The 21,217-nt window shown below is 66.9% G+C and carries 23 protein-coding genes and 1 tRNA gene; 16 read left to right on the top strand and 8 right to left on the bottom strand.

Going from position 1 to position 21,217, the window contains the following annotated elements; translation table 11 throughout:
* From L995_RS12865 to L995_RS12845, 5 genes are all read left to right on the top strand, one after another.
* A partial coding sequence (locus tag L995_RS12865; protein ID WP_047472107.1) for a uroporphyrinogen-III C-methyltransferase occupies positions 1-446 on the top strand: 446 nt, incomplete at its 5' end.
* Between the two features lie 19 nt (positions 447-465).
* Positions 466-1,773: a heme biosynthesis HemY N-terminal domain-containing protein gene (locus L995_RS12860; RefSeq protein WP_034365389.1), complete on the top strand. Its 1,308-nt coding sequence runs from the start codon at positions 466-468 to the stop codon at positions 1,771-1,773.
* A 198-nt stretch (positions 1,774-1,971) separates the two neighbouring features.
* The gene (locus tag L995_RS12855; RefSeq protein WP_047472106.1) at positions 1,972-2,565 is read left to right on the top strand and encodes a cytochrome b; all 594 of its coding nucleotides are present in this window, start codon (positions 1,972-1,974) and stop codon (positions 2,563-2,565) included.
* A 92-nt stretch (positions 2,566-2,657) separates the two neighbouring features.
* Entirely contained in the window at positions 2,658-3,230 is a 573-nt protein-coding gene (locus L995_RS12850) for a YceI family protein (protein WP_016448944.1), read from the top strand.
* 69 nt (positions 3,231-3,299) lie between these two features.
* The gene (locus L995_RS12845) at positions 3,300-3,878 is read left to right on the top strand and encodes a YceI family protein (RefSeq protein WP_016448945.1); all 579 of its coding nucleotides are present in this window, start codon (positions 3,300-3,302) and stop codon (positions 3,876-3,878) included.
* Positions 3,879-3,942: 64 nt separating this feature from the next.
* On the opposite strand, the gene pdxR is transcribed toward L995_RS12845, so the two are convergent.
* Positions 3,943-5,448, bottom strand: a complete 1,506-nt coding sequence (pdxR, locus tag L995_RS12840) for a MocR-like pyridoxine biosynthesis transcription factor PdxR (RefSeq protein ID WP_047472109.1) — start codon at positions 5,446-5,448, stop codon at positions 3,943-3,945.
* 100 nt (positions 5,449-5,548) lie between these two features.
* On the opposite strand from pdxR, the gene L995_RS12835 reads away from it, so the two are divergent.
* From L995_RS12835 to L995_RS12825, 3 genes are read left to right on the top strand one after another with little or no spacing between them, the layout of a single operon-like run.
* Positions 5,549-6,178, top strand: coding sequence for an FMN-binding negative transcriptional regulator (locus L995_RS12835; RefSeq protein ID WP_047472105.1), 630 nt, complete (start codon positions 5,549-5,551; stop codon positions 6,176-6,178).
* Positions 6,179-6,212: 34 nt separating this feature from the next.
* On the top strand, positions 6,213-6,560 hold the full coding sequence (locus tag L995_RS12830) for an antibiotic biosynthesis monooxygenase family protein (protein WP_047472103.1): 348 nt from the start codon (positions 6,213-6,215) through the stop codon (positions 6,558-6,560).
* A gap of 20 nt (positions 6,561-6,580) precedes the next feature.
* A complete protein-coding gene (locus L995_RS12825) occupies positions 6,581-6,985 on the top strand; it encodes a ribosomal maturation YjgA family protein (protein WP_047472102.1) in 405 nt (134 codons plus the stop codon).
* Here the strand turns inward: L995_RS12825 and L995_RS12820 are convergent, their stop codons facing one another.
* Together L995_RS12820 and L995_RS12815 are read right to left on the bottom strand one after the other, a co-directional pair.
* Positions 6,986-7,234 (bottom strand): DUF1272 domain-containing protein, encoded by a 249-nt coding sequence (locus L995_RS12820; protein WP_012204142.1) that lies wholly within the window; start codon positions 7,232-7,234, stop codon positions 6,986-6,988.
* A 37-nt stretch (positions 7,235-7,271) separates the two neighbouring features.
* Positions 7,272-8,165: a cation diffusion facilitator family transporter gene (locus tag L995_RS12815; RefSeq protein WP_047472101.1), complete on the bottom strand. Its 894-nt coding sequence runs from the start codon at positions 8,163-8,165 to the stop codon at positions 7,272-7,274.
* Between the two features lie 246 nt (positions 8,166-8,411).
* Here L995_RS12815 and L995_RS12810 point away from each other — a divergent pair, with 246 nt between their 5' ends.
* From L995_RS12810 to galU, 3 genes are all read left to right on the top strand, one after another.
* Positions 8,412-9,041, top strand: a complete 630-nt coding sequence (locus tag L995_RS12810; protein ID WP_047472100.1) for a VOC family protein — start codon at positions 8,412-8,414, stop codon at positions 9,039-9,041.
* A 146-nt stretch (positions 9,042-9,187) separates the two neighbouring features.
* Complete coding sequence (locus tag L995_RS12805) at positions 9,188-12,100, top strand: valine--tRNA ligase (RefSeq protein WP_047472098.1); 2,913 nt, start codon at positions 9,188-9,190, stop codon at positions 12,098-12,100.
* A gap of 11 nt (positions 12,101-12,111) precedes the next feature.
* Positions 12,112-12,999, top strand: a complete 888-nt coding sequence (gene galU / locus L995_RS12800) for a UTP--glucose-1-phosphate uridylyltransferase GalU (RefSeq protein WP_047472097.1) — start codon at positions 12,112-12,114, stop codon at positions 12,997-12,999.
* Between the two features lie 85 nt (positions 13,000-13,084).
* Here galU and L995_RS12795 read toward each other — a convergent pair whose 3' ends face one another.
* From L995_RS12795 to cysM, 3 genes are all read right to left on the bottom strand, one after another.
* Entirely contained in the window at positions 13,085-13,312 is a 228-nt protein-coding gene (locus L995_RS12795; RefSeq protein WP_012204137.1) for a sulfurtransferase TusA family protein, read from the bottom strand.
* Positions 13,313-13,338: 26 nt separating this feature from the next.
* On the bottom strand, positions 13,339-13,941 hold the full coding sequence (locus L995_RS12790) for an NUDIX hydrolase (protein WP_016452506.1): 603 nt from the start codon (positions 13,939-13,941) through the stop codon (positions 13,339-13,341).
* Positions 13,942-14,018: 77 nt separating this feature from the next.
* Positions 14,019-14,924 (bottom strand): cysteine synthase CysM, encoded by a 906-nt coding sequence (gene cysM, locus L995_RS12785; RefSeq protein WP_017407070.1) that lies wholly within the window; start codon positions 14,922-14,924, stop codon positions 14,019-14,021.
* Between the two features lie 39 nt (positions 14,925-14,963).
* On the opposite strand from cysM, the gene L995_RS12780 reads away from it, so the two are divergent.
* Positions 14,964-15,048, top strand: a tRNA-Leu gene (locus L995_RS12780).
* A 638-nt stretch (positions 15,049-15,686) separates the two neighbouring features.
* Here L995_RS12780 and L995_RS12775 read toward each other — a convergent pair.
* Positions 15,687-15,908, bottom strand: coding sequence for a hypothetical protein (locus L995_RS12775; RefSeq protein ID WP_016452574.1), 222 nt, complete (start codon positions 15,906-15,908; stop codon positions 15,687-15,689).
* A 252-nt stretch (positions 15,909-16,160) separates the two neighbouring features.
* Between L995_RS12775 and L995_RS12770 the strand changes: the two genes are divergently transcribed.
* Entirely contained in the window at positions 16,161-16,538 is a 378-nt protein-coding gene (locus tag L995_RS12770; RefSeq protein ID WP_017407068.1) for a CidA/LrgA family protein, read from the top strand.
* Positions 16,535-17,281 carry an LrgB family protein gene (locus L995_RS12765; protein ID WP_016448958.1) on the top strand — a complete coding sequence of 249 codons (747 nt, stop codon included), beginning with the start codon at positions 16,535-16,537 and terminating at the stop codon, positions 17,279-17,281. Before L995_RS12770 ends, L995_RS12765 begins: the two co-directional genes overlap by 4 nt.
* Positions 17,282-17,401: 120 nt before the next feature.
* On the opposite strand, the gene L995_RS12760 is transcribed toward L995_RS12765, so the two are convergent.
* Complete coding sequence (locus L995_RS12760; RefSeq protein WP_012204131.1) at positions 17,402-18,349, bottom strand: LysR substrate-binding domain-containing protein; 948 nt, start codon at positions 18,347-18,349, stop codon at positions 17,402-17,404.
* Between the two features lie 229 nt (positions 18,350-18,578).
* On the opposite strand from L995_RS12760, the gene L995_RS12755 reads away from it, so the two are divergent.
* Complete coding sequence (locus L995_RS12755) at positions 18,579-19,775, top strand: acyl-CoA dehydrogenase (protein ID WP_016448959.1); 1,197 nt, start codon at positions 18,579-18,581, stop codon at positions 19,773-19,775.
* A 189-nt stretch (positions 19,776-19,964) separates the two neighbouring features.
* Positions 19,965-21,212, top strand: a complete 1,248-nt coding sequence (locus L995_RS12750; RefSeq protein ID WP_047472094.1) for a CaiB/BaiF CoA transferase family protein — start codon at positions 19,965-19,967, stop codon at positions 21,210-21,212.
* Positions 21,213-21,217 lie beyond the last annotated feature (5 nt).

The following is a 21,217-nucleotide window of genomic DNA, read 5'->3' as shown; positions in this document are numbered from 1 at the left end:
ATCGCGGCGTGGCCGGCCAGGCGGCCCGCCAGCCCGAGCCCGCCCCCATCGAGGGCAGCCCCACCGAATGGCGATGGTGGCAATCCTGGGGCGAGCGCGGCTGGACGGCCGTGCGCGAAGAAGCCCAGGACCTGCTGCGCGTCAGCCGCATAGACCACCCGGACGCCATCCTGCTGGCGCCGGAACAGGCCTATTTCCTGCGCGAGAACCTCAAGCTCAAGCTGCTGAACTCGCGCCTGGCCCTGCTGTCGCGCCAGTGGGATGCGGCGCGGGCCGACCTGGCCGCTTCCGGGATGGCCGTGAACAAGTACTTTGATCCTGCCGCGCGGCGCACCCAGATCGTGCAGGCCCAGCTGCAGCAGATCCAGGCCAATCTGCGCACCACCGAACAGCCTGCGCTGCAGGAAACCCTGGCGGCGCTGGCAACAGCGGCCGCAGGCCGCTGAGCAGCCGGGAGACAGACGAATGCGCGCTGCACTGTGGTTGATCGGTTTGTTCGGCATGGCCGTTGCGGCCGCCTTGTTCGCGGGCTCCAACCAGGGCACGGTGACCCTGTTCTGGGCGCCCTACCGCCTGGACCTGTCACTGAACCTGGCCATTGCCATCATCGTGCTGGCCTTCGTGCTGCTGTATGCCGCGCTGCGCGCGCTGGCCGCGCTGCTGCAGATGCCGCACCAGGCGCGGCGCTGGCGCAGCCAGCAGAAAGAGCGCGCCATGCACCACAGCCTGCTGGAAGCCCTGTCGCACCAGCAGGCCGGCCGCTTCCTGCGCGCACGCAAGTCCGCGCTGGCGGCCCTGGCCATGGAAGAGTCCCTGGCCGAGACCCATGCCGCCGTGCCGCACGGCATGCGGCTGCGCGCCGCCGCCCACATGGTGGCCGCCGATGCCTCCCATGCCCTGCAGGACCGCCAGCAGCGCGACCACCATTGGCGTGAGGTCCTGGCCAACGCACCGGCCCAGGGCAACGCCCAGGAGCAGGAAATGCGCGAAGGCGCACAGATGCGCGCCGCGCGCTGGGCCCTGGACGACCGCGACGCAGCTGATGCGCTGCGCCGCCTGGCCGAACTGCCCCAGGGCGCGGCACGCCGCACGATCGCGCTGCGCATCCGCCTGAAGGCCTCGCGCCTGGCAGGCCAGACATCGACGGCGCTGGACACGGCGCGCCTGCTGGCCAAGCACCGCGCCTTCTCGCCCGCGGCCGCCGCCAGCGTGGTGCGCGGCCTGGTACTGGAGAGCATCAACGAGGCACGCGACACCACGCAGCTGCAGCACTTCTGGCTGTCGCTGGACACGGAAGAGCGCGCCATGCCCGAGATTGCGCTGCCGGCCGCATCGCGTCTCATGGCCCTGGGCGGCGAGGCCGCGCAGGCCCGTGCCTGGCTGCTGCCCGTGTGGGAGCGCCTGCTGTCCCACGCAGGCCCGCGCAGCGAATCCCACCTGCCGCGCCTGGTCCAGGTGCTGGAGCCCTGCCTGGACGGCCTGGACGGCGCCTGGCTGGCTCGCATCGAGGCGGCCAGCAATGCCCATCCACGCGAAGCCCGCCTGCAATACCTGGCCGGCATGGCATGCGTGCAGCGCCAGCTCTGGGGCAAGGCCCAGCAGCTGTTGCTGCGCGCAGCCCCCCACCTGCAGGAAAGCGCACTGCGCACCCGCGCCTGGCAGCGCCTGGCCCTGATGGCCGAGCACCGCGGCGATGCCGATGCAGCGGCTGCCGCCTGGAAGCAGGCAGCGCAGTCCGTGGTCGTGCTGCCCGCCGATCCGACCCGGCCCTGAGCCCTCCGCGCGGCACGGCGAGCCTTCATCTTTTTTGAATCGAGCCGTCAATACCGCTGAACTCTTTTGGATTTGCCGCTTCCTACACTGCACGTTGTCCGCAGTGCACGAAGTCCACGCAGAGCGCACCGCACCCTTTCTTGCCATCCAGGGCCCCTTTGCAGGGGCCCTGAACGGTTCCAAAGCCTGCCGCCATCCATGACAGAGTCCTCAGCCCGCGCCAACGCGCCAGCAAAATCCTCCTCCAAAGCCACGCGCTACAACGGCGTGGCCATGGCTGCCCACTGGCTGCTGGCCCTGGGCCTGATCGCCGCCCTGGCCCTGGGCTGGTACATGACAGGCCTGCCGTTCTCGCCCTCGCGCCTGAAGCTCTACAACTGGCACAAGTGGCTGGGCGTCACGTTGTTGACGCTGAGCCTGCTGCGCCTGGTCTGGCGCATCACCCATCGCCCGCCCGAACTGCCCGCCGCCGTGGCCCGCGCCATGCCCCAATGGCAGCACTGGGCCCACAACGGCACCCACCACGCCATGTACCTGCTGTTCTTTGCCGTGCCCCTGCTGGGCTGGGCCTACAGCTCGGCGGCCGGCTTTCCCATCGTCTTCCTCGGCGTGCTGCCCCTGCCCGACTTCGTGAGCGCAAGCCCCGAGCTGGCCGAAACCCTCAAGCCCCTGCACGGCTGGGCGGCCTGGGCCCTGGTCGTGCTGATCGCCATGCATGTGGGCGCCGCCCTCAAGCACCAGTTCATCGACCGCGACGGCCTCATCTCCCGCATGCTGCCTGGCCGCGCCTGAGTTTTCTCCCCCAGCCAGGGCCTGCGCACCGCGCTGCGCGCGCCCCAGCCATCCCCGATCGAATGTTTCCCGACCCCCAAAGGAGTCCTGCCATGCGCTTTTCCGCCACGCTGACCACCATTGCCCTGGCCGCTGCGGCCCTGACCTCCCAGGCGGCCCTGGCCGAGCAAAAGCTCGTTCCCGCCCAGAGCGCCGTGAACTTCACGGCCAAGCAGATGGGCGTGCCCCTGCAGGGCCACTTCAAGAAATTCGACGCCCAGGTCCAGTTCGACACGGCCAAGCCCGACACCAGCAAGATCCGCTTCACCGTGGACACCGGCAGCGCCACCATGGGCGCCAAGGAAACCGATGCCGAGCTGCCCAAGGCCGATTGGTTCAATGTCGCCAAATTCCCCCAGGCCGTCTTCGACTCCACGGCCGTCAAGGCGCTGGGCGGCGGCAAGTACCAGGTGGACGGCAAGCTCAGCATCAAGGGCCAGGTCCAGAACGTGAGCATTCCCGTGCAACTGGCACAGTCCGGCACCACGACCACGGCCACCGGCACGCTGCCGCTCAAGCGCCTGCAGTTCAAGATCGGCGAAGGCGAATGGGGCGATACCTCCATGGTGGCCGACGAGGTCCAGGTGCAATTCAAGCTGGCCCTGACCGGCGTGGGCAAGCTGTAAGCGGCACTCTTGCCCAGCATTGGCCGTTTTCTTTTCCGTTTCGTGCAACCCCAACCTAGGAGTTCTTTCATGCGCACTTCCGTGTTTGCCCTGGCCATTGCCGGCCTGTTCGCCACCGCTGCCCAGGCGGCTCCCGCAACCTACGCCATCGACCCGACGCACACCTTCGCCACGTTCGAGATCGACCACAACGGCGCCTCGACCAACCGCGTGCGCTTCGACAAGAAGAGCGGCACCGTGGAATTCGACCGTGACGCCAAGGCCGGCAAGGTCGAAGTCGTGCTGGAAATGGACTCGCTGAGCTCGGGCACCGCCGCCTTCGACAAGCACCTCAAGAGCGCCGACATCTTCAACGTGGCCAAGTTCCCCCAGGCCAAGTTCGTCTCCGACAAGTTCGTCTTCGACGGCGACAAGCTCAAGGAAGTCACCGGCCAGCTGACCATCCTGGACAAGACCCAGCCCGTGACCATCAAGGCCAACAAGTTCACCTGCTACCCCAACGCCATGCTGCAAAAGCGCGAGACCTGCGGCGGCGACTTCGAGGCCGTGATCGACCGCACCGCCTTCGGCGTGAACTACGGCGTGGACTACGGCTTCCCCAAGCAAGTGCGCCTGGTGATGTCCATCGAAGCGGTCAAGCAGCAGTAAGACCGCGCTGGGCAAAGCGCCTTTAGGGGCGTCGGCACCCAAGGCCCGTGAACCGGCACCCCGGTCACGGGCTTTTTTGCGTTGCGGATTGGGTCTGCCACTGACTGACCACGCCCGCCAGCCTGCGCACCCCTTGCTCGATGGCCTGCGGCTGCAGGCTCGCATAACCCAGGACCAGCCCGGCGCAGGACTGGCGGCGATGGGCATCACCGGCCGCATAGAGCGGCGAGATGGGGCGAACGCCCACGCCGCGCTCTCGCGCCAACCGCACCAGGGCAATCTCATCGCGCTGGTGCACGGCAGGCACCCAGGCCACCACATGCAGGCCGGAGGCCGAGCCTTCGACCTGCACCGCGCCCGGCAGGTGCCGCTCCAGCGCCTGCAGCAATGCCGCCCGCCGGCCTTCGTTGCGACGGCGGGCAGCGCGCACATGGCGCTCGTAGCTGCCGTCGTCGATCAGCGCGGCCAGCACCAGCTGGTCCAGGCGCGGCGCATGCCGGTCGGCCAGCCGCCGGGCTTCCCGGAACACGGGCACCAGGGACGGCGGCAGCACCAGGTAGCCCATGCGCATCTGCGGGGACAAGGCCTTGGAGAAGGTGCCGACATGGATGACGCAACCCACCTCGTCAATGGACTGCAGGGCGTCGATGGGGCGCAGCCCGTAGCGGAACTCGCCGTCGTAGTCATCCTCCAGAATCCAGGCACCCGTGGCGCGCGCCCAGGCCAGCAGTTGCTGCCTGCGGCCTATGGGCAGCACGCCGCCCAGCGGAAACTGGTGCGAGGGCGTGACATAGGCCAGCCGCGCCTGGCGCCCGGCCAGCGCCGAGGTATCCAGGCCCTGTTCATCGACGGCCATTTCCTGCAGGCATGCGCCCTGGGCCTCGAACACGCGGCGCGCCATCAGGTAGCAGGGCTCTTCCATCAGCACGGTCTCGCCCGGATCGACCAGCACGCGTGCGCACAGGTCGATGGCCTGCTGCGAGCCCTGCACCACCACGATCTGATCGGCCGAACAGACAAGCCCCCGCGCCCGGCGCAGATAGCCTTGCAGCGCCATGCGCAGCGCCGGCTCGCCTTCGGGCGCGTCGTAGGACAGGGAAGACTGGCGCTGCACGATGGCGCGGTTGTAGGCACGCCGCCAGGCCAGCGTGGGAAAGTCATCAAAGGCCAGGGCGCCGTAGAGAAAGTCGATCACGGCAGGCTCTTCATCCCCGGCGCGAGCGGGCTGGGCCTGCGCCAGCGCATCCACGCGCCGTCCATAGGAAGACAGGCGGGATCGGCAATCCTGCGCCGCAGCCGCAATGCGGGGCGCGCGGCTGCGCTGCTCCGCGCCAGCTGCCACGCGCGCCCGTGCGCCCTGTGCAGTCTCCAGATAGCCCTCGGCCGCAAGCTGCTCGTAGGCCGCCGTGACGGTGGTGCGCGACACACCCAGGTCCAGCGCCAGCGCGCGGGTGGAAGGCAGGCGTGCGCCCACGGCCAGGCTGCCGTCGGCCATCTGGGATTTCAGCCATTCGTGGATGCGGCGGGCGCTGGGCGCAGCCCCGGTATCGGCGGCGAAATGGGACTTCAACTGGTCTTCCAAAAAATCACGAAACTGGATTTTTCATTGTGCCAGGGATGGTGGATAGTCCTGTTTCCCCCGATGCCGGTCCACCGTTGCACCAAGCTCCATGTACACGCCCGCCCATTTCTCCCTCACCGATTCCGACAGCCTGCACGGCCTGATCCGCAGCTACCCCATGGGCACGCTCGTCACCCAGGCCAACGGCGTGCTGGACGCCAACCACCTGCCGTTCCTGCTGGATGCGGACCCAGGGGAGATGGGCACGCTGAGCGCCCATGTGGCCCGCGCCAATCCCATCTGGCAGCAGTGCCGCGACGGCGCCGAGGTGCTGGTCATCTTCCGTGGTGCCGAAGGCTATATCTCGCCCAGCTGGTATCCAAGCAAGCACGAGACGCACCGCCTGGTGCCCACCTGGAACTACGAGGCCGTGCATGTGCACGGGCAAATCAGCATCCATGACGACGAGAGATTCGTGCGCGGCCTGGTCGGGCGGCTCTCGCGGGTCCATGAGGCATCGCAGGCCCAGCCCTGGAAGATGTCCGACTCGCCGCGTGAATTCATCGACGGCATGCTGCAGGCCATCGTCGGCCTGCAGATCCGCATCACCCGCCTGGAGGGCAAGGCCAAGCTCAGCCAGAACCGGCAGGCCCGCGACCTGGCAGGCGCCATCGGCGCGCTGCGCGAGCGCGGACAGGAGCCGCTGGCCGGTGCCATGGATGCGGCGCCGCGCATCTAGCGCCAGCCACCCTCACACAGGTTGCCAACCACCGATGTACACATCCACCTTCACCTTCGCGCCGGGCGAATACGACGCACCATTCCATGCCCTTGACGGCCGGATCGCCGAGATCGCCCGCGCCATCCCCGGCTACCTGGGCGAAGAGGCCTGGGAGAACCCCGCCACAGGCCTGGTCTCCAACGTCTACTACTGGCAGACCTGGGAGGCGCTGCAGCAACTGATGCGCCACCCTGCGCACCTCGAAGCCAAGCAGCAGCAGGCGCGCTGGCTCAAGGGCTACCAGGTGGTGATCGTCCAGGTGGTGGGCAGCTACGGCGATGGCGGGATAGCGCACCCGCTGGCCACCGCTGCGCAAGGCACTGCGCACCAGGCTCGCTGACCGGACCCGCTTTTGGCCCGATGATGGCGGCCATGCGATGGCGTTTTGATCCTGTTTCCCTGGCGTGGGCGGTGGCCCTGTTTGTCTTGCTCGTGCTGCTGGCCACCGTCGGCGCGCGCTGGGGCTGGGTGCGCAGCTTCTTCGGCGACGTGTTGGCCGTGGCCTGGGTCTATGCCGTGTTCAAGACCGTGATCGCCGCGCGCGTGCTGCTGCTGGCGTCGGCCGCGCTGGGCGTGGGCCTGCTGGTGGAGCTGGGCCAGTTCCTGGCATTGACCTTCCAGTTGCACATTCCCAACCGCGCCTTGCGCATCGTGCTGGGCAGCACGGCCGACTGGTGGGATGTGCTGGCCTATGTGATGGGTTTTGCAGCCGTGCTGGCGGTGGAGGCTGCGTTCCGTGGCCGCAGAGCCAGGCCTGTGCTCTGATCAGGCCCTTACAGCGCAGCCACCGGCCTTGAGCACCCGCTTCGTCGAGGCCGGATACCGCTCCAGCTTGTCCGCCGGCCGGCGCGGCCTGGCCACCAGCTCGCCACCGCAGTTGGGGCAGGCGCCGTGCAGCACATGATCCGCACAGCCGGCACAGAACGTGCACTCGAAGGTGCAGATGCGGGCCTCGGCAGACTCTGGCGGCAGGTCCTTGTCGCAGCATTCGCAGTTGGGTCGAAGCTCAAGCATCGGTGCACTCCGGGTGTGGTCCATGAAGACTGGCATCCTAGTGGATGTGCTCTGCCGGGGAGCGGTCCTCGCGCTCCATCTGCAGCGTCGTATGGTGCAGGTCGAAGCCGGCCTGCAGCCTGTCCTCGATATCGCGACGCACCTGCTCGCCGTCCGCGCCGGGCAGCAGCACCACATGGCCGGTCAGCATGGGCTTGCTCTGCGTGACCGCCCACAGGTGGACATCGTGGATTGCTGCCACGCCCGCCGTGCCCGCAATCGTCTCGCGCACCGCCTGCAGGCTCATCCCTGAGGGCACGCCTTCCAGCAGGATGTTGATGCACTCGCGCAACAGGGTCCAGGTCCGCGGGAACACCATGAAGCCGATGCCCACGGCCACCGCCGAGTCGATCCACCGCCAGCCCGTCAGCCAGATCAGCGCAGCACCGGCGAGCACGCCGACCGAGCCCAGCATGTCCGCCCACACCTCCAGATACGCGCCTTTCACGTTCAGGCTCTCGTCCTTGCCACCCGACAGCAGGCGCATGGAGAGCAGGTTGATCACCAGCCCCACGGCCGCCACCGCCATCATGCCCAGGGACTGGATTTCCGCAGGTGCCGACAGGCGGCGGTAGGCCTCATACAGGATGTAGAAGGCCACTCCCAGCAGCACCAGTGCGTTGACGGCGGCGGCCAGGATCTCGAAGCGCGCATAGCCGTAGGTGCGCAGCAGGTCGGCTGCCTTGCGGCCGGCGCGTATCGCCACCAGGGCCAGCAGCAGCGCCATCGCGTCGGTCAGCATGTGCATGGCGTCGGAGATCAGGGCCAGGCTGCCCGTGACCATGCCGCCGATGATCTCCACCACCATGAAGGTGCCGGTCAATCCGAAGGCAAACCAGAGACGGGATTCCGGCAGGGCGCGCACGTCGCCGTGCTGATGGCTGTCGCTCATGAGATTCCTTGACTTGAAAACGGTTGTGAACAGAGGGCCGCCGCATCCATGGCGACCATGGCAAGCGGGGGATCGGACCTCGATGAGAAAGCGTGAAGTGACTTGAAGGTCAAGTGCTGGCGGCAACTCGGCACCGCAGGTGGCCCGGACACCGCAGCGCGCATATCCCTGCATCCATCGCAACATTTCATTTAGGTAAATTGATTACGAATAGTAGAATCAAGACATCCACCAAGGAGACATTCGATGAACACAAGCGCCCGTCCCGACCTGTCCACACTGCCACCGCCCGCCGCCGTGCAGCAGCTGCACCACTACGCCTACAAGGCCCGCGATGCCGAGGAGACCCGCCACTTCTACGAGGACATCCTGGGCCTGCCGCTCTACCACATCATCCAGAGCGACTACGTGCCCAGCACGGGCGAGTACTGCCCCTACACGCACTTCTTCTTCCGCCTGAAGGATGGGTCGTTCATCGCCTTCTTCGACATCGGCGACGACGAAAAGGCCCTGCCCTCGCCCAACACGCCGCTGTGGATCAACCACATCGCCTTCCGCGTGGACACCGTCGAGGAACTGGAGAACACCAAGGCCCGCCTGGTGGCGCATGGCATCGAGGTGCTGGGCGTGACCGACCACCACATCTTCAAGAGCATCTATTTCTTCGATCCCAACGGCATCCGCCTGGAGCTGTCGGCCCAACTGGCCGACGAAGTGCAGATGGCGCGCGAAAGCACCACCGCCCACGCCTGCCTGAACGAGTGGACGGCACGCAAGGAGCAATGGCGCAAGGAACGCGCCGAAGGCAAGGCCGCCCAGCCGCTCAAGCCCCAGAGCAACGACCGGCCCGAGTTCGTCCCCGACGCAGCGGCCTGAATAAGACCCGGCGAACAGGCAGGCGGACGGGGTCGGTAGAATCCCCGTCAAACCGTCATCCATTTCGCATATGCAGACGGCATCCCTTCAACGGATGCCGTTTTCATTTGCCAAACGCCATTCGCACAATTCCCCGCAAGCAAGCCATGAGCGACACCATTGCCCAGCCAGGCCTCGACAGCCTGTCCAAATCGTTTGAACCCGCCGCCATCGAGGCCCAATGGGGCCCTGAATGGGAAAAGCGCGGCTACGGCGCAGCCGGCGTGCGCGGCACGGGCCAGGCAGATGCATCCCAGCCCTCGTTCTCCATCCAGCTGCCGCCGCCCAATGTGACGGGCACGCTGCACATGGGCCATGCGTTCAACCAGACCATCATGGACAGCCTCACGCGCTACCACCGCATGAAGGGCCACAACACGGTCTGGGTGCCCGGCACCGACCACGCGGGCATCGCCACGCAGATCGTGGTGGAGCGCCAGCTGCAGGAGCAGGGCATTGCCAGCCGCCACGACATGGGCGCGACGCCTCCCGAGGCGCGCAAGAACTTCGTCAGCAAGGTCTGGGAGTGGAAGAACCAGAGCGGCAACACCATCACCGGCCAGATGCGCCGCATGGGCGACAGCGTGGACTGGAGCCGCGAGTACTTCACCATGGACGACAAGCTGTCGTCCATCGTCAACGAGACCTTCGTGCGCCTGTACCAGCAGGGCCTGATCTACCGCGGCAAGCGCCTGGTCAACTGGGACCCCAAGCTGATGTCGGCCGTCTCCGACCTCGAGGTCGAGAACGAGGAGAAGGACGGCTCGCTGTGGCACATCGCCTATCCGCTGTCCGACGGCTCGGGCCAGCTCGTGGTGGCCACCACGCGCCCGGAAACCATGCTGGGCGACGCAGCCCTGATGGTGCACCCCGAGGACGAGCGCTACCAGGCGCTGATCGGCAAGACCGTGATCCTGCCCCTGGTGGGCCGCGAGATCCCCATCATTGCCGACGACTACGTGGACCGCGAGTTCGGCACGGGCGTGGTCAAGGTCACGCCTGCGCATGACAACAACGACTACGCCGTGGGCCAGCGCCACGGCCTGCCGATGATCTGCGTGCTGACGCTGACGGCCACCATCAACGACGAGGCGCCCGAGAAGTACCGCGGCATGGACCGCTTCGTGGCGCGCAAGGCCATCGTGGCCGACCTGGACGCGGCCGGCCTGCTGGTCGAGACCAAGAAGCACAAGCTCATGGTGCCCATCTGCACGCGCACGGGCCAGGTGATCGAGCCCATGCTGACCGACCAGTGGTTCGTGGCCATGAACAAGGTGGGCGAAGGCGATGCCACCGGCAAGTCCATCGCACAGAAGGCCATCGATGCCGTCTCCAGCGGCCAGGTGCAGTTCGTGCCCGAGAACTGGGTCAACACCTACAACCAGTGGATGAACAACATCCAGGACTGGTGCATCTCGCGCCAGCTGTGGTGGGGCCACCAGATTCCCGCCTGGTACGACGAGGACGGCAAGGTCTACGTGGCCCGCACCGAGGAAGAAGCCCAGGCCCAGGCCCCCGGCAAGACGCTCACGCGCGACGAGGACGTGCTGGACACCTGGTACTCCTCGGCCCTGGTGCCGTTCTCCACCATGGGCTGGCCGAACCAGACCGAGGCGGCCGACGATGACTACAACCTCTACCTGCCCAGCTCGGTGCTGGTCACGGGCTACGACATCATCTTCTTCTGGGTCGCCCGGATGATCATGATGACCACGCACTTCACGGGCCGCGTGCCCTTCCGCCATGTCTACATGCATGGCCTGGTGCGTGACGCCCAGGGCAAGAAGATGAGCAAGTCCGAGGGCAACGTGCTCGACCCCGTGGACCTGATCGACGGCATCGACCTGGACACCCTGCTGGACAAGCGCACCCAGGGCCTGCGCCGCCCCGAGACCGCCCCCCAGGTGCGCAAGAACACGCAAAAGGAATTCCCCGAGGGCATTCCCGCCTACGGCGCCGACGCGCTGCGCTTCACCTTCGCGGCCCTGGCCTCGCTGGGCCGCTCCATCAACTTCGACAGCAAGCGCTGCGAGGGCTACCGCAACTTCTGCAACAAGCTGTGGAACGCCAGCCGCTTCGTGCTGATGAACTGCGAAGGCCATGACTGCGGCCTGCTGCCCCACACCAAGGAGCAATGCCAGGCCGGCGGCGAGTTCGCGGGCTACATGCAGTTCAGCCAGCCCGACCGCTGGATCACCTCGCAGCTGCAGAAGGTCGAGGCCGAAGTGGCCAAGGGCTTTGCCGAATTCCGCCTGGACAACGTGGCCAACGCGCTGTACGACTTCGTCTGGAACGAGTTCTGCGACTGGTACCTGGAAATCGCCAAGGTGCAGATCCAGACCGGCAACGAGGCCCAGCAGCGCGCCACGCGCCGCACGCTGATCCGCACGCTGGAGGCCATCCTGCGCCTGGCCCACCCCATCATCCCGTTCGTGACCGAAGCCCTGTGGCAGAAGGTCGCCCCGGTCGCCGGCCTGCCCGGCGAGTCCGTGGCCGTGGCCCGCTACCCCGAGGCCCAGCCCGAGAAGATCGACGAGGCCGCCATCGCCTACGTGGGCCGCATCAAGCAGATGATCGACGCCTGCCGCACGCTGCGCGGCGAGATGGGCGTGTCGCCCGCACAGCGCCTGCCGCTGCTGGCCGTGGCCAGCTCGGCCGACGAGGCACAGTTCCTGCGCACCAATGCCGCCGTGCTTCAGAACCTGGCCAAGCTCAGCGAAGTCAAGGTGTTCGACGACGAAGCCGCCTGGGCCGAGGCCGCCCAGGCCGCGCCGGTCTGCGTGGTGGGCGAGGCGCGCCTGGCGCTGTTCGTGGAGATCGACGTGGCCGCCGAAAAGGCCCGCCTGTCCAAGGAAGCCGCACGCCTGGAAGGCGAGATCACCAAGGCCAATGCCAAGCTGGGCAACGAGGCCTTCGTGGCCAAGGCACCTCCGGCCGTCATCGACCAGGAAAAGAAGCGCGTGGCCGACTTCGGCGCAACGCTGATCCGCATCCAGGAACAACTCGCCCGCCTGGGTTGAAAGATCCGTTTATGAGCACCCAGACCCGTGTCCGCAAAGCCGTGTTTCCCGTTGCCGGGCTCGGCACGCGCTTTCTGCCCGCCACCAAGGCCTCTCCCAAGGAGATGCTGCCCGTGGTGGACAAGCCGCTGATCCAGTACGCCGTGGAAGAGGCCTACGAGGCCGGCATCCGCGACATGATCTTCGTCACCGGCCGCAGCAAGCGCGCCATCGAGGACCATTTCGACACCGCCTACGAGCTGGAAAACGAGCTGGAGAACGCCGGCAAGCAGGCCATGCTGGAGCTGGTGCGCAGCATCAGCCCCGCCGACATGAACTGCCTGTTCGTGCGCCAGCCGCGCTCCCTGGGCCTGGGCCATGCCGTGCTATGCGCCGAGCCGCTGGTGGGCAACGAGCCCTTTGCCGTGCTGCTGGCCGACGACCTGATGGTGGGCGAGCCTGGCGGCCCGGGCGTGATGGCCCAGATGACCTCGGCTTTCCAGAAACAGGGCCGCTCCCTGCTGGCCGTGCAGGAAGTGCCGCTGGAGCAGACCAAGCGCTACGGCATCGTGGCCGGCGAGCCGGCCGGCGGCGCGCTGATGCGCATCGAGAAGATCGTCGAAAAGCCCGCGCCCGAGAAGGCGCCTTCGCGCATGGGCGTGGCCGGCCGCTATGTGCTGACACCGGCCATCTTCGAGGAGATCCGCAACCAGCCCAAGGGCGTGGGCGGCGAGATCCAGCTGACCGACGCCATCGAACGCCTGATGGCCCATGAAGCCGTCTACGCCTTCCAGTACCAGGGCAAGCGCTACGACTGCGGCAGCAAGGAAGGCTTTTTGCAGGCCACGGTGGAGCTGGCGCTGCAGCACGAGGACGTGGGCGCGAGCTTCCGCGAATACCTGCAGGGCCTGAGCATCTGAGGCCGGGCCTCGGAGCCGCCCCTGCCCCATGCAAAAGGCCTGCGAAAGCAGGCCTTTTTCTTTGGAGCGAGCCGCGTGCAGCCGCTCAGCGCCGGCGCAGGATGTGGATGAACTCCGCGCCCACGGTCTGCTGCTCCACCAGCTCATTGCCGGTCTGCTTGGCGAAGGCCTGGAAGTCGCGCAGCGATCCGGTATCCGTGGCCACCACCTTGAGCAGCTGGCCGCTGTCCAGTTCGGCCAGCGCCTTCTTGGCCTTGAGAATGGGCAGCGGGCAGTTGAGCCCGCGCGTGTCGATTTCCTTGTGAATTTCCATCGGATGCACCTCTTGAGCCTGGGATTCTAGGCGGCATCGCGGCTGAGGCCGGCAGCAGTGTCTTGATCGGCGCGACTCGCTTCAGCCTCCTGGGCCTGCTCGGCACGCTTCCAGAAGTCACGGATCACAGGATCATGCCCCCGGCTGCGCAGCCACTTGGCCAGCGCCATGCCCGTGCCCGAAGGCCAGGCCTGGACTTTCTCGGGCTCCAGCAGGCGGTATTCCAGCAGCTCGGGCGACAGCCGCACCTGGCCGCTGGCGCGCACATGGAAGGCGATGATCACCTGGTTCATGCGCAGGAACTCATGCACGCTGATCAGCTCCAGCGACTCGGCCTTCAGGCCGGTTTCCTCCGCCACCTCGCGCGCCACGCCCTCCTCGGGCGACTCGCCGGCCTCCATGAAGCCCGTGATCAGGCCGAAGACCTTCTCGGGCCAGGCCGCATTGCGCGCCAGCAGCACCTTGCCGTCCAGCTCCACGATGGCGGCCAGCACGGGCGTGGGATTGTTCCAGTGCGTCCAGCCGCACTCGGGGCAGCGCAGGCGCGATACATCGCCGCCGTCCTCGGCCTGGATCACCCACTGCAGGGGGGTGGCGCAGTGCGTGCAATAGCGGGTTTCATAGTGCATGGGGCTGTTCCTGGTTTTTTGCTGTCCTGGCTCAATGCAAACAGGAAGGCCCGCCGGAAGGCGGGCCTGTCGCTGTATCAGGCGGGGAAGACGCCCGTGGACAGATAGCGGTCGCCGCGGTCGCAGACCACGAAGACGATGGTGGCGTTGTTCTCGCGCTCGGCAATCTGCTGGGCCACCCAGCAGGCGCCGGCAGCCGAGATGCCGGCAAAGATGCCTTCCTCGCGCGCCAGGCGGCGCGCCATGTCTTCGGCATCGTCCTGGCCCACGAGCACGGTCTCGTCGATCAGCGAGGCGTCGTAGATCTTGGGCATGTATTCCTCGGGCCACTTGCGGATGCCGGGGATGCGCGAGCCCTCGGCCGGCTGGGCGCCCACGATGCGGATGGCAGGGTTCTTTTCCTTGAGGAACTTCGCCACGCCGGTGATCGTGCCCGTGGTGCCCATGGCGCTCACGAAATGGGTGATCTCGCCGCCGGTCTGCTCCCACAGCTCGGGGCCGGTGGTCTCGTAGTGGATACGCGGGTTGTCGGGATTGCCGAACTGGTCGAGCACCACGCCCTTGCCCTGGGCCACCATCTGGTCGGCCAGGTCGCGCGCGTATTCCATGCCGCCGCTCTTGGGCGTGAGGATCAGCTCGGCGCCATAGGCCTTCATCGTCTGGGCACGCTCGATGGACAGGTCCTCGGGCATGATCAGCACCATCCGGTAGCCCTTGATCGTGGCGGCCATGGCCAGCGCAATGCCGGTATTGCCCGAGGTCGCCTCGATCAGCGTGTCGCCGGGCTTGATGTCGCCGCGCTCTTCGGCGCGGCGGATCATCGACAGGGCCGGCCTGTCCTTGACCGAACCGGCCGGGTTGTTGCCTTCCAGCTTGCCCAGCACCACGTTGCCACGTTCCTGGCGAGACTGCGCACCGATGCGCTGCAATGCCACCAGGGGCGTGCGGCCGATGGCGTCTTCGATGGTCGGATAAATTTTCATAGCCTCACACTGTGCCATAATTCGCCCCTGCGCTAAGTAGCCCGGGTGGTGAAATTGGTAGACGCAGGGGACTCAAAATCCCCCGCCGCAAGGCGTGCCGGTTCGATTCCGGCCCCGGGCACCAGAGATTACGTAGCCGAAAAAGCAGTCCGCTGCTTTTTCGGCTATTTCTTTTCCGGCCGCTGTCTTCACAGTGTCCGCACACCCCTCCTTCCTGCACCAGCCCTTTTCAGCGGCTGCACTGCAATTCAAGGCCTCCAGCCTGACCAGATCCTGCGTCCTCATGCCTTGGGCGGGATAGCCCCTGCGCGCTTTCACCCGCACACCACCCAACCTGTGCACAACTTTGGCATCAAGCCACCGCCAAGGCGGAAACGGACTGCAATCAGGCGCATGTCCAGCCCGCCTCGAATCGCCCCCACCGCGGCCTGCCCCCTAGCCTTGCCCAGTGCGCGAAATCCGGCACCTTCCCTCTGAAAACCGGTATCTGCACCATCGCCATGCAGCCAATTTCCGGCGCGGTCACCAGCCCGGTGCGCCCGCTGCAAAAGCCTGGTAATGCCCATGAAAAAAGCCACCCTGGGGTGGCTTTATTTCTCCACAGAACCCTTGAACAACCCTGTGGATATTCAGTGAACAGCAAGTGAACGAGGCGTCCAAGTGCTTGCATTCACTGGCCGCAAGCTAGGCTGCCTGCAAATCAGGCAGCCCCTGAATCCAAGGGAAAACCCTTGGAACCGAGGTCACCTGTCGCGCCGCGCCTCAGGCATCGGAGCGGCGGATCTGGGCACGGCCCGCCGCCGTGATGTGCCATTGATGGCTGCTGTCCACTTCGACCAGTCCACGCTCGCGCAGCCTCTTGGACAGATGCTCGCGCGCCGCGCTTTCCAGCGATACGGGCTCGCCCATTTCCAGCTTCTTGAGCACTTCGAGTTCATCCACCGTCGGCTCGTACACGGGTGCGTGATATGTGGTTTCGGCCATCGCTACTCCTTCGCTATTCAAAGTCTCATGCCCCGGCACTGCCCAAGGCATGGGTCCCAACATAGCGTTGGCCGGGACGCCGCGCAATCGGTGTCCGCACCTTTTTTCGCGATGTGGGCGATGATGGCACGCTTTGCGGCGGCGTCCCACAGGTGCCAGGGCACTGCCCTGTCCGGGAAACGGGCAGCCCGCTCTCTTGCCGCCGCCCTCTGCTCTCCGCTCTTGCCATCTGCTCCAGGGATTCAGGTTTTCATGTTGTACGCCATCACCGCCTTGTTCGCCTTCCAGTTGCTGGGAGAGGCCATCGTCCAGCTCACGGGGCTGCCGCTTCCGGGAGCGCTCATGGGCACGCTGCTGCTGCTGGCGGCGCTGCTGCTGCACGGCCGCCTGCCCGAGTCGCTGGAGAAGGCCGCCGGCGTGCTGCTGCAGAACATGATGCTGCTGTTCATTCCCGTCATTGCAGGCGTGATGCTGGAGTTCGACCGGCTGTCGCGCGAATGGCAGCCCTTCGTGATCGCCTGCGTGGCGGGTGCAGCCATTACCTTCCTGGCCACGGCCTTCACCTTCCGCTGGTGCCTGGAGCGCCAGCGCGCCCGCGAGGCGGCCGCCAGCCAGGGAGACAAGGCATGAACGCGCTCACCACCCACTGGCACAGCGCCTGGCAGTCGCTGTCCGGCAATGCCTCCACCGCCCACCTGCCCTGGCTGGTGCTGACCATGGCCGTCTACCTGGCGGCCATGGCGCTGTACCGCCGAAGCGGCAACCATCCGCTCCTGATTCCCGTGTTCACGGCCGTCGTCGTCATCGTGGGCGTGCTGCTGGCCACGGGCACCTCCTATGCCAGCTACCGCAGCGGCGTCTCGCTGCTGGGACTGCTGATCGGCCCGGCCACCGTCGCGCTGGCAATTCCGCTGTACGCCCAGCGCGAGCGCATCCGCGCGCTGTGGCTGCCCATCAGCGTGGCGCTGGCCGTGGGCTGCGTGGTGGCGTTGCTGTCGGCACTGCTGATCGGCTGGAGCCTGGGAGCGACGGTGCAGACGCTGGTGGCGCTGGCGCCCAAGTCGGCCACCATTCCCATCGCCCTGCCCATGGCCGAGCGCTTTGGCGGGCCGGCCTCGCTGGCGGCCGTGGCCGTGGCCATCACCGGCATTGCGGGCACGATGATGGCGCCGCTGCTGATCCGCCTGGTGCGCAGCGATGACCCGGCCGTGCAGGGTTTTGCCCTGGGACTTACGGCCCACGCCATCGGCACGGCACGCGCGCTGCAGGTGAATCCGACCATGGGCGCCTTCTCGGCCCTGGCCATGGGCCTGAACGGCGTGGCCACGGCCGTGGTCATGCCGCTGTGCCTGGCCGTGCTGCCCTGGTTTTGAGCGCGATTGCGGGTTTTCCCCAGAGACACCCCCACAAGCCTGTGGACAAGCGCCGCCAGCAGCAAGGATAAGTCAGTTAAGTGACTGTCATCGTTGAACAATCCAAGGCCTGCTTAATTATCAGGCAGGCCGGTGCTCCCTGGCGCGCTGCTGCAGCCATGAAGAGAACACGCGCAGGGCGGGCGCGGGCTGGGCATCGGGCGCCAGGGCCGGGGTGACCAGGTAGTAGGCGCGGTTGCCGCGCAGCGGCTGGGGGCAGGCAATGATGAGGTCGCCGCGCGCCAGCTCCTGCTCGATCAGCATGGGCGGCATCAGCGCCACGCCCAGGCCCTGGCTGGCGGCCACGGCCAGCATGGAGAACAGCTCCAGCCGCATGCCATCCAGCGCGCGCGGCGCGGCCACGCCCATGGCATCGAACCACTGCTGCCAGCCGTAGGGCCGCGTGCTTTGCTGCAGCAGCGGCATCCGGGCCACGATGTCCGCCCCCACAGGCAGCCAGGCCCGGCCCGGCTCGCGCGCCTGGGCCGTGGCCAGCAGTTGCGGGCTGCACACGGGCACCACCTCTTCGTCCATCAGCCATTGCGCCTGCACACCGGGCCAGCGTGCCACCTGCTCGGGCGTGCCTGCATAGAGCGCAGCGTCGAACACGGTATCGGCAAACAGGAAGGGCCGCGTCTGCACATCGATGTGCACGGTGACCTCGGGATGCTCGCGCGCCAGCTGCGGCAGGCGCGGCAGCAGCCAGCGCGTGGCGAAGGTGGGCACGGCCGCCAGGTTGAGCGGGCCTCCCTCGCCCTGGTGGGCCATGATGTCCAGCGTGTCGCGTTCCAGGCCGTGCAGCCAGCGCGAGACCTGCTGGGCGTACTGCGTGCCGGCCTCCGTCAGCAGCACGCCGTGGCGCGTGCGCCGGAACAGCTGCACGCCCAGGAACTCTTCCAACGCAATGATCTGGCGCGATACCGCGCTTTGCGTGAGCGACAGTTCCTGCGCCGCACGCGTGTAGCTGATGTGGCGGGCGGCCGACTCGAAGCAGGCAAGGGCTTGGGTGGATGGCAGGGCTCTACGCATATTTCATGAATTCAATGCACTTCAGAGCCTCACATCATAGGGAATAACCCGCAACAACCCATTCATACATGCGTTTTACGCATTCATGGATGAACAAACATCGTTTGCGCCACGCGCAGGCCCGCTTCTAAGATGCGTCGCAACAACGCTCCATGGTCACAGCCTGCCCGGCTTTGGCATATGGCAGCGACCCGCCCTTGACCTCTTTGTTTTTTGGAGAAACCACGCCATGGCCCGCAACAGCTTCCAATGGGATGACCCCTTCCAGCTCGACCAGCAACTGAGCGAAGACGAGCGCATGATCCGCGACGCGGCCCATGCCTACTGCCAGGAGAAGCTGGCCCCCCGCGTGCTGGAAATGTTCCGCCATGAAAAGACCGACGTGAGCATCTTCCGCGAGATGGGCGAGCTGGGCCTGCTGGGCCCCACCATCCCCACGCAGTACGGCGGCGCGGGCCTGAACTATGTCAGCTACGGCCTGGTGGCACGCGAGATCGAGCGCGTGGACTCGGGCTACCGCTCCATGGCCAGCGTGCAAAGCTCGCTGGTGATGGTGCCCATCAATGAATTCGGCACCGAAGACCAGAAGAACAGGTACCTGCCCAAGCTGGCCAGCGGCGAGTTCATCGGCTGCTTCGGCCTGACCGAACCCGACCACGGCTCCGACCCCGGCAGCATGTCCAGCCGCGCCTACAAGGTGGACGGCGGCTACCGCCTCAAGGGCAACAAGATGTGGATCACCAACAGCCCCGTGGCCGACGTGTTCGTGGTCTGGGCCAAGGAAGTGACCGAGGACGGCCATGTGGGCGAGATCCGCGGCTTCATCCTGGACAAGGGCATGAAGGGCCTGTCGGCCCCGGCCATCCACGGCAAGGTGGGCCTGCGCGCCTCCATCACGGGCGAGATCGTGATGGACGACGTCTTCGTTCCCGAGGAAAACGCCTTCCCCGAAGTGCGCGGCCTCAAGGGCCCATTCACCTGCCTGAACAGCGCACGCTTCGGCATTGCCTGGGGCGCCCTGGGCGCAGCCGAGTTCTGCTGGCACACGGCGCGCCAGTACACGCTGGACCGCAAGCAGTTCGGCCGCCCCCTGGCCGCCAACCAGCTGGTGCAGAAGAAGTTGGCCGACATGCAGACCGAGATCACCCTGGGCCTGCAGGCCGCGCTGCGCGTGGGCCGCATGAAGGACGAGCACCAGAACGTGATCGAGATCACCTCGCTGATCAAGCGCAACAACTGCGGCAAGTCGCTGGACATTGCCCGCATGGCGCGCGACATGATGGGCGGCAACGGCATCAGCGACGAGTTCGGTGTGGCCCGCCACCTGGTCAATCTGGAAGTGGTCAACACCTACGAGGGCACGCACGATGTGCATGCGCTGATCCTGGGCCGGGCGCAGACCGGCATCGCAGCTTTTGCCAACTGACCCCCTGAGGCGCTTCGCGCCTTCCCCCTTCTCGCTTCGCGGAGGGGGACGACGCCCTCGCCGCGAGGCGGCTCTTGCTCGGCGTCCCTGGCCTGCTCCACGCCCATGTCACACGCTATGGGTGATGGAAGCTCAAGCCCAGAGCTGAACTACCAGCGGCATCGGGCGCGCTCATATTTCTTCCCTCTCATGTCCTCCACATCCTCCGCGCCGGCCGCATTGGCCGGCATCAAGGTGCTTGATCTTTCCCGCGTGCTGGCCGGGCCCTGGTGCACGCAGACACTGGCCGACCTGGGCGCCGATGTGATCAAGGTCGAGCGGCCCGTGGCCGGCGATGACACGCGCCACTGGGGGCCTCCGTTCCTGCCGCGCGACGATGGGCAGGCCACGCAGGAGGCCAGCTATTTCACGGCCTGCAACCGCAACAAGCGCTCGGTCACCATCGACATGTCCACCCCCGATGGGCAGCAGCTGATTCGCCAGATGGCGGCCGGGGCCGATGTGCTGGTGGAGAACTTCAAGGTCGGTGGCCTGGCGCAGTACGGGCTGGACTACGAAAGCCTCAAGGCGCTCAACCCGCGCCTGATCTATTGCTCGGTCACGGGTTTCGGCCAGACCGGCCCGTATGCCGAGCGCGCGGGCTACGACCTCATGGTGCAGGCCATGTGCGGACTGATGAGCATCACCGGCCATGCCGACGGGGCGCCCGGAGGCGGCCCGCTCAAGGTGGGCGTGGCTGTGATCGATGTCTTCACGGGCCTGTATGCCAGCAATGCCATCCTAGCCGCGCTGCATGCGCGCCAGGCCTCGGGCCGGGGCCAGTACATCGACATGGCCCTGCTCGACGTGGGCATGGCCGTGCTGGCCAACCAGGCCGCCGGCTTTCTGGCCACGGGCGAATCGCCGGGCCGCGCCGGCAACATCCACCCCAGCCTGGCGCCCTACCAGGACTTCGCCACGGCCAACGGCAACGTGCTGCTGGCCATTGGCAACGACGGCCAGTTCGCGCGCTTTTGCGCCGCCGTCGGCGAAGCCGGCTGGGCGCAGGACGAGCGCTTTGCCACCAACACCGCGCGCGTGCGCAATCGCCAGGCGCTGCTGGAGCGGATGGTGCCCCTCATGAAGACACGCGGCACGGCCGAATGGATTGCGCTGCTGGAAGACAAGGCCGTGCCCTGCGGCCCCATCAACACCATCGCCCAGGCCTTCGACGACCCGCAGGTGCGCGCACGCGGCATACGCGTCGAGCTGCCGCGCGAGGCCGGCGACGGCATCTCGCGCATCGCCGGCGTGGCCAGCCCCATGCGGCTGAGCGACACCCCGCCCGTGCTGCGCAGCGCACCGCCCTCCCTGGGCCAGCACACCGATGAAGTGCTGGGCGAGCTGGGCATTGCGCCCATGGCCATCCAGGCGCTGCGCTCGCGCGGCGTGGTGTGACGCGG

Source organism: Delftia sp. ZNC0008, from assembly GCF_000799035.1.
In the GTDB taxonomy this organism is placed as follows: domain Bacteria; phylum Pseudomonadota; class Gammaproteobacteria; order Burkholderiales; family Burkholderiaceae_C; genus Comamonas; species Comamonas tsuruhatensis.
This window is presented reverse-complemented; position numbering and strand designations above follow the sequence as displayed.

Bases quoted from the DNA above. Each gene is read 5' to 3' on its own strand.
- L995_RS12855 (WP_047472106.1), top strand. From the start codon at position 1,972: ATGACAGAGTCCTCAGCCCGCGCCAACGCGCCAGCAAAATCCTCCTCC.
- L995_RS12820 (WP_012204142.1), bottom strand. From the start codon at position 7,234: ATGCTTGAGCTTCGACCCAACTGCGAATGCTGCGACAAGGACCTGCCG.
- galU (WP_047472097.1), top strand. From the start codon at position 12,112: ATGAGCACCCAGACCCGTGTCCGCAAAGCCGTGTTTCCCGTTGCCGGG.
- L995_RS12755 (WP_016448959.1), top strand. From the start codon at position 18,579: ATGGCCCGCAACAGCTTCCAATGGGATGACCCCTTCCAGCTCGACCAG.
- L995_RS12835 (WP_047472105.1), top strand. From the start codon at position 5,549: ATGTACACGCCCGCCCATTTCTCCCTCACCGATTCCGACAGCCTGCAC.
- L995_RS12790 (WP_016452506.1), bottom strand. From the start codon at position 13,941: ATGCACTATGAAACCCGCTATTGCACGCACTGCGCCACCCCCCTGCAG.
- L995_RS12770 (WP_017407068.1), top strand. From the start codon at position 16,161: ATGTTGTACGCCATCACCGCCTTGTTCGCCTTCCAGTTGCTGGGAGAG.
- L995_RS12815 (WP_047472101.1), bottom strand. From the start codon at position 8,165: ATGAGCGACAGCCATCAGCACGGCGACGTGCGCGCCCTGCCGGAATCC.
- cysM (WP_017407070.1), bottom strand. From the start codon at position 14,924: ATGAAAATTTATCCGACCATCGAAGACGCCATCGGCCGCACGCCCCTG.
- L995_RS12825 (WP_047472102.1), top strand. From the start codon at position 6,581: ATGATGGCGGCCATGCGATGGCGTTTTGATCCTGTTTCCCTGGCGTGG.
- L995_RS12805 (WP_047472098.1), top strand. From the start codon at position 9,188: ATGAGCGACACCATTGCCCAGCCAGGCCTCGACAGCCTGTCCAAATCG.
- L995_RS12850 (WP_016448944.1), top strand. From the start codon at position 2,658: ATGCGCTTTTCCGCCACGCTGACCACCATTGCCCTGGCCGCTGCGGCC.
- L995_RS12795 (WP_012204137.1), bottom strand. From the start codon at position 13,312: ATGGAAATTCACAAGGAAATCGACACGCGCGGGCTCAACTGCCCGCTG.
- L995_RS12775 (WP_016452574.1), bottom strand. From the start codon at position 15,908: ATGGCCGAAACCACATATCACGCACCCGTGTACGAGCCGACGGTGGAT.
- L995_RS12750 (WP_047472094.1), top strand. From the start codon at position 19,965: ATGTCCTCCACATCCTCCGCGCCGGCCGCATTGGCCGGCATCAAGGTG.
- L995_RS12810 (WP_047472100.1), top strand. From the start codon at position 8,412: ATGAACACAAGCGCCCGTCCCGACCTGTCCACACTGCCACCGCCCGCC.
- L995_RS12765 (WP_016448958.1), top strand. From the start codon at position 16,535: ATGAACGCGCTCACCACCCACTGGCACAGCGCCTGGCAGTCGCTGTCC.
- L995_RS12830 (WP_047472103.1), top strand. From the start codon at position 6,213: ATGTACACATCCACCTTCACCTTCGCGCCGGGCGAATACGACGCACCA.
- L995_RS12760 (WP_012204131.1), bottom strand. From the start codon at position 18,349: ATGCGTAGAGCCCTGCCATCCACCCAAGCCCTTGCCTGCTTCGAGTCG.
- L995_RS12860 (WP_034365389.1), top strand. From the start codon at position 466: ATGCGCGCTGCACTGTGGTTGATCGGTTTGTTCGGCATGGCCGTTGCG.
- L995_RS12845 (WP_016448945.1), top strand. From the start codon at position 3,300: ATGCGCACTTCCGTGTTTGCCCTGGCCATTGCCGGCCTGTTCGCCACC.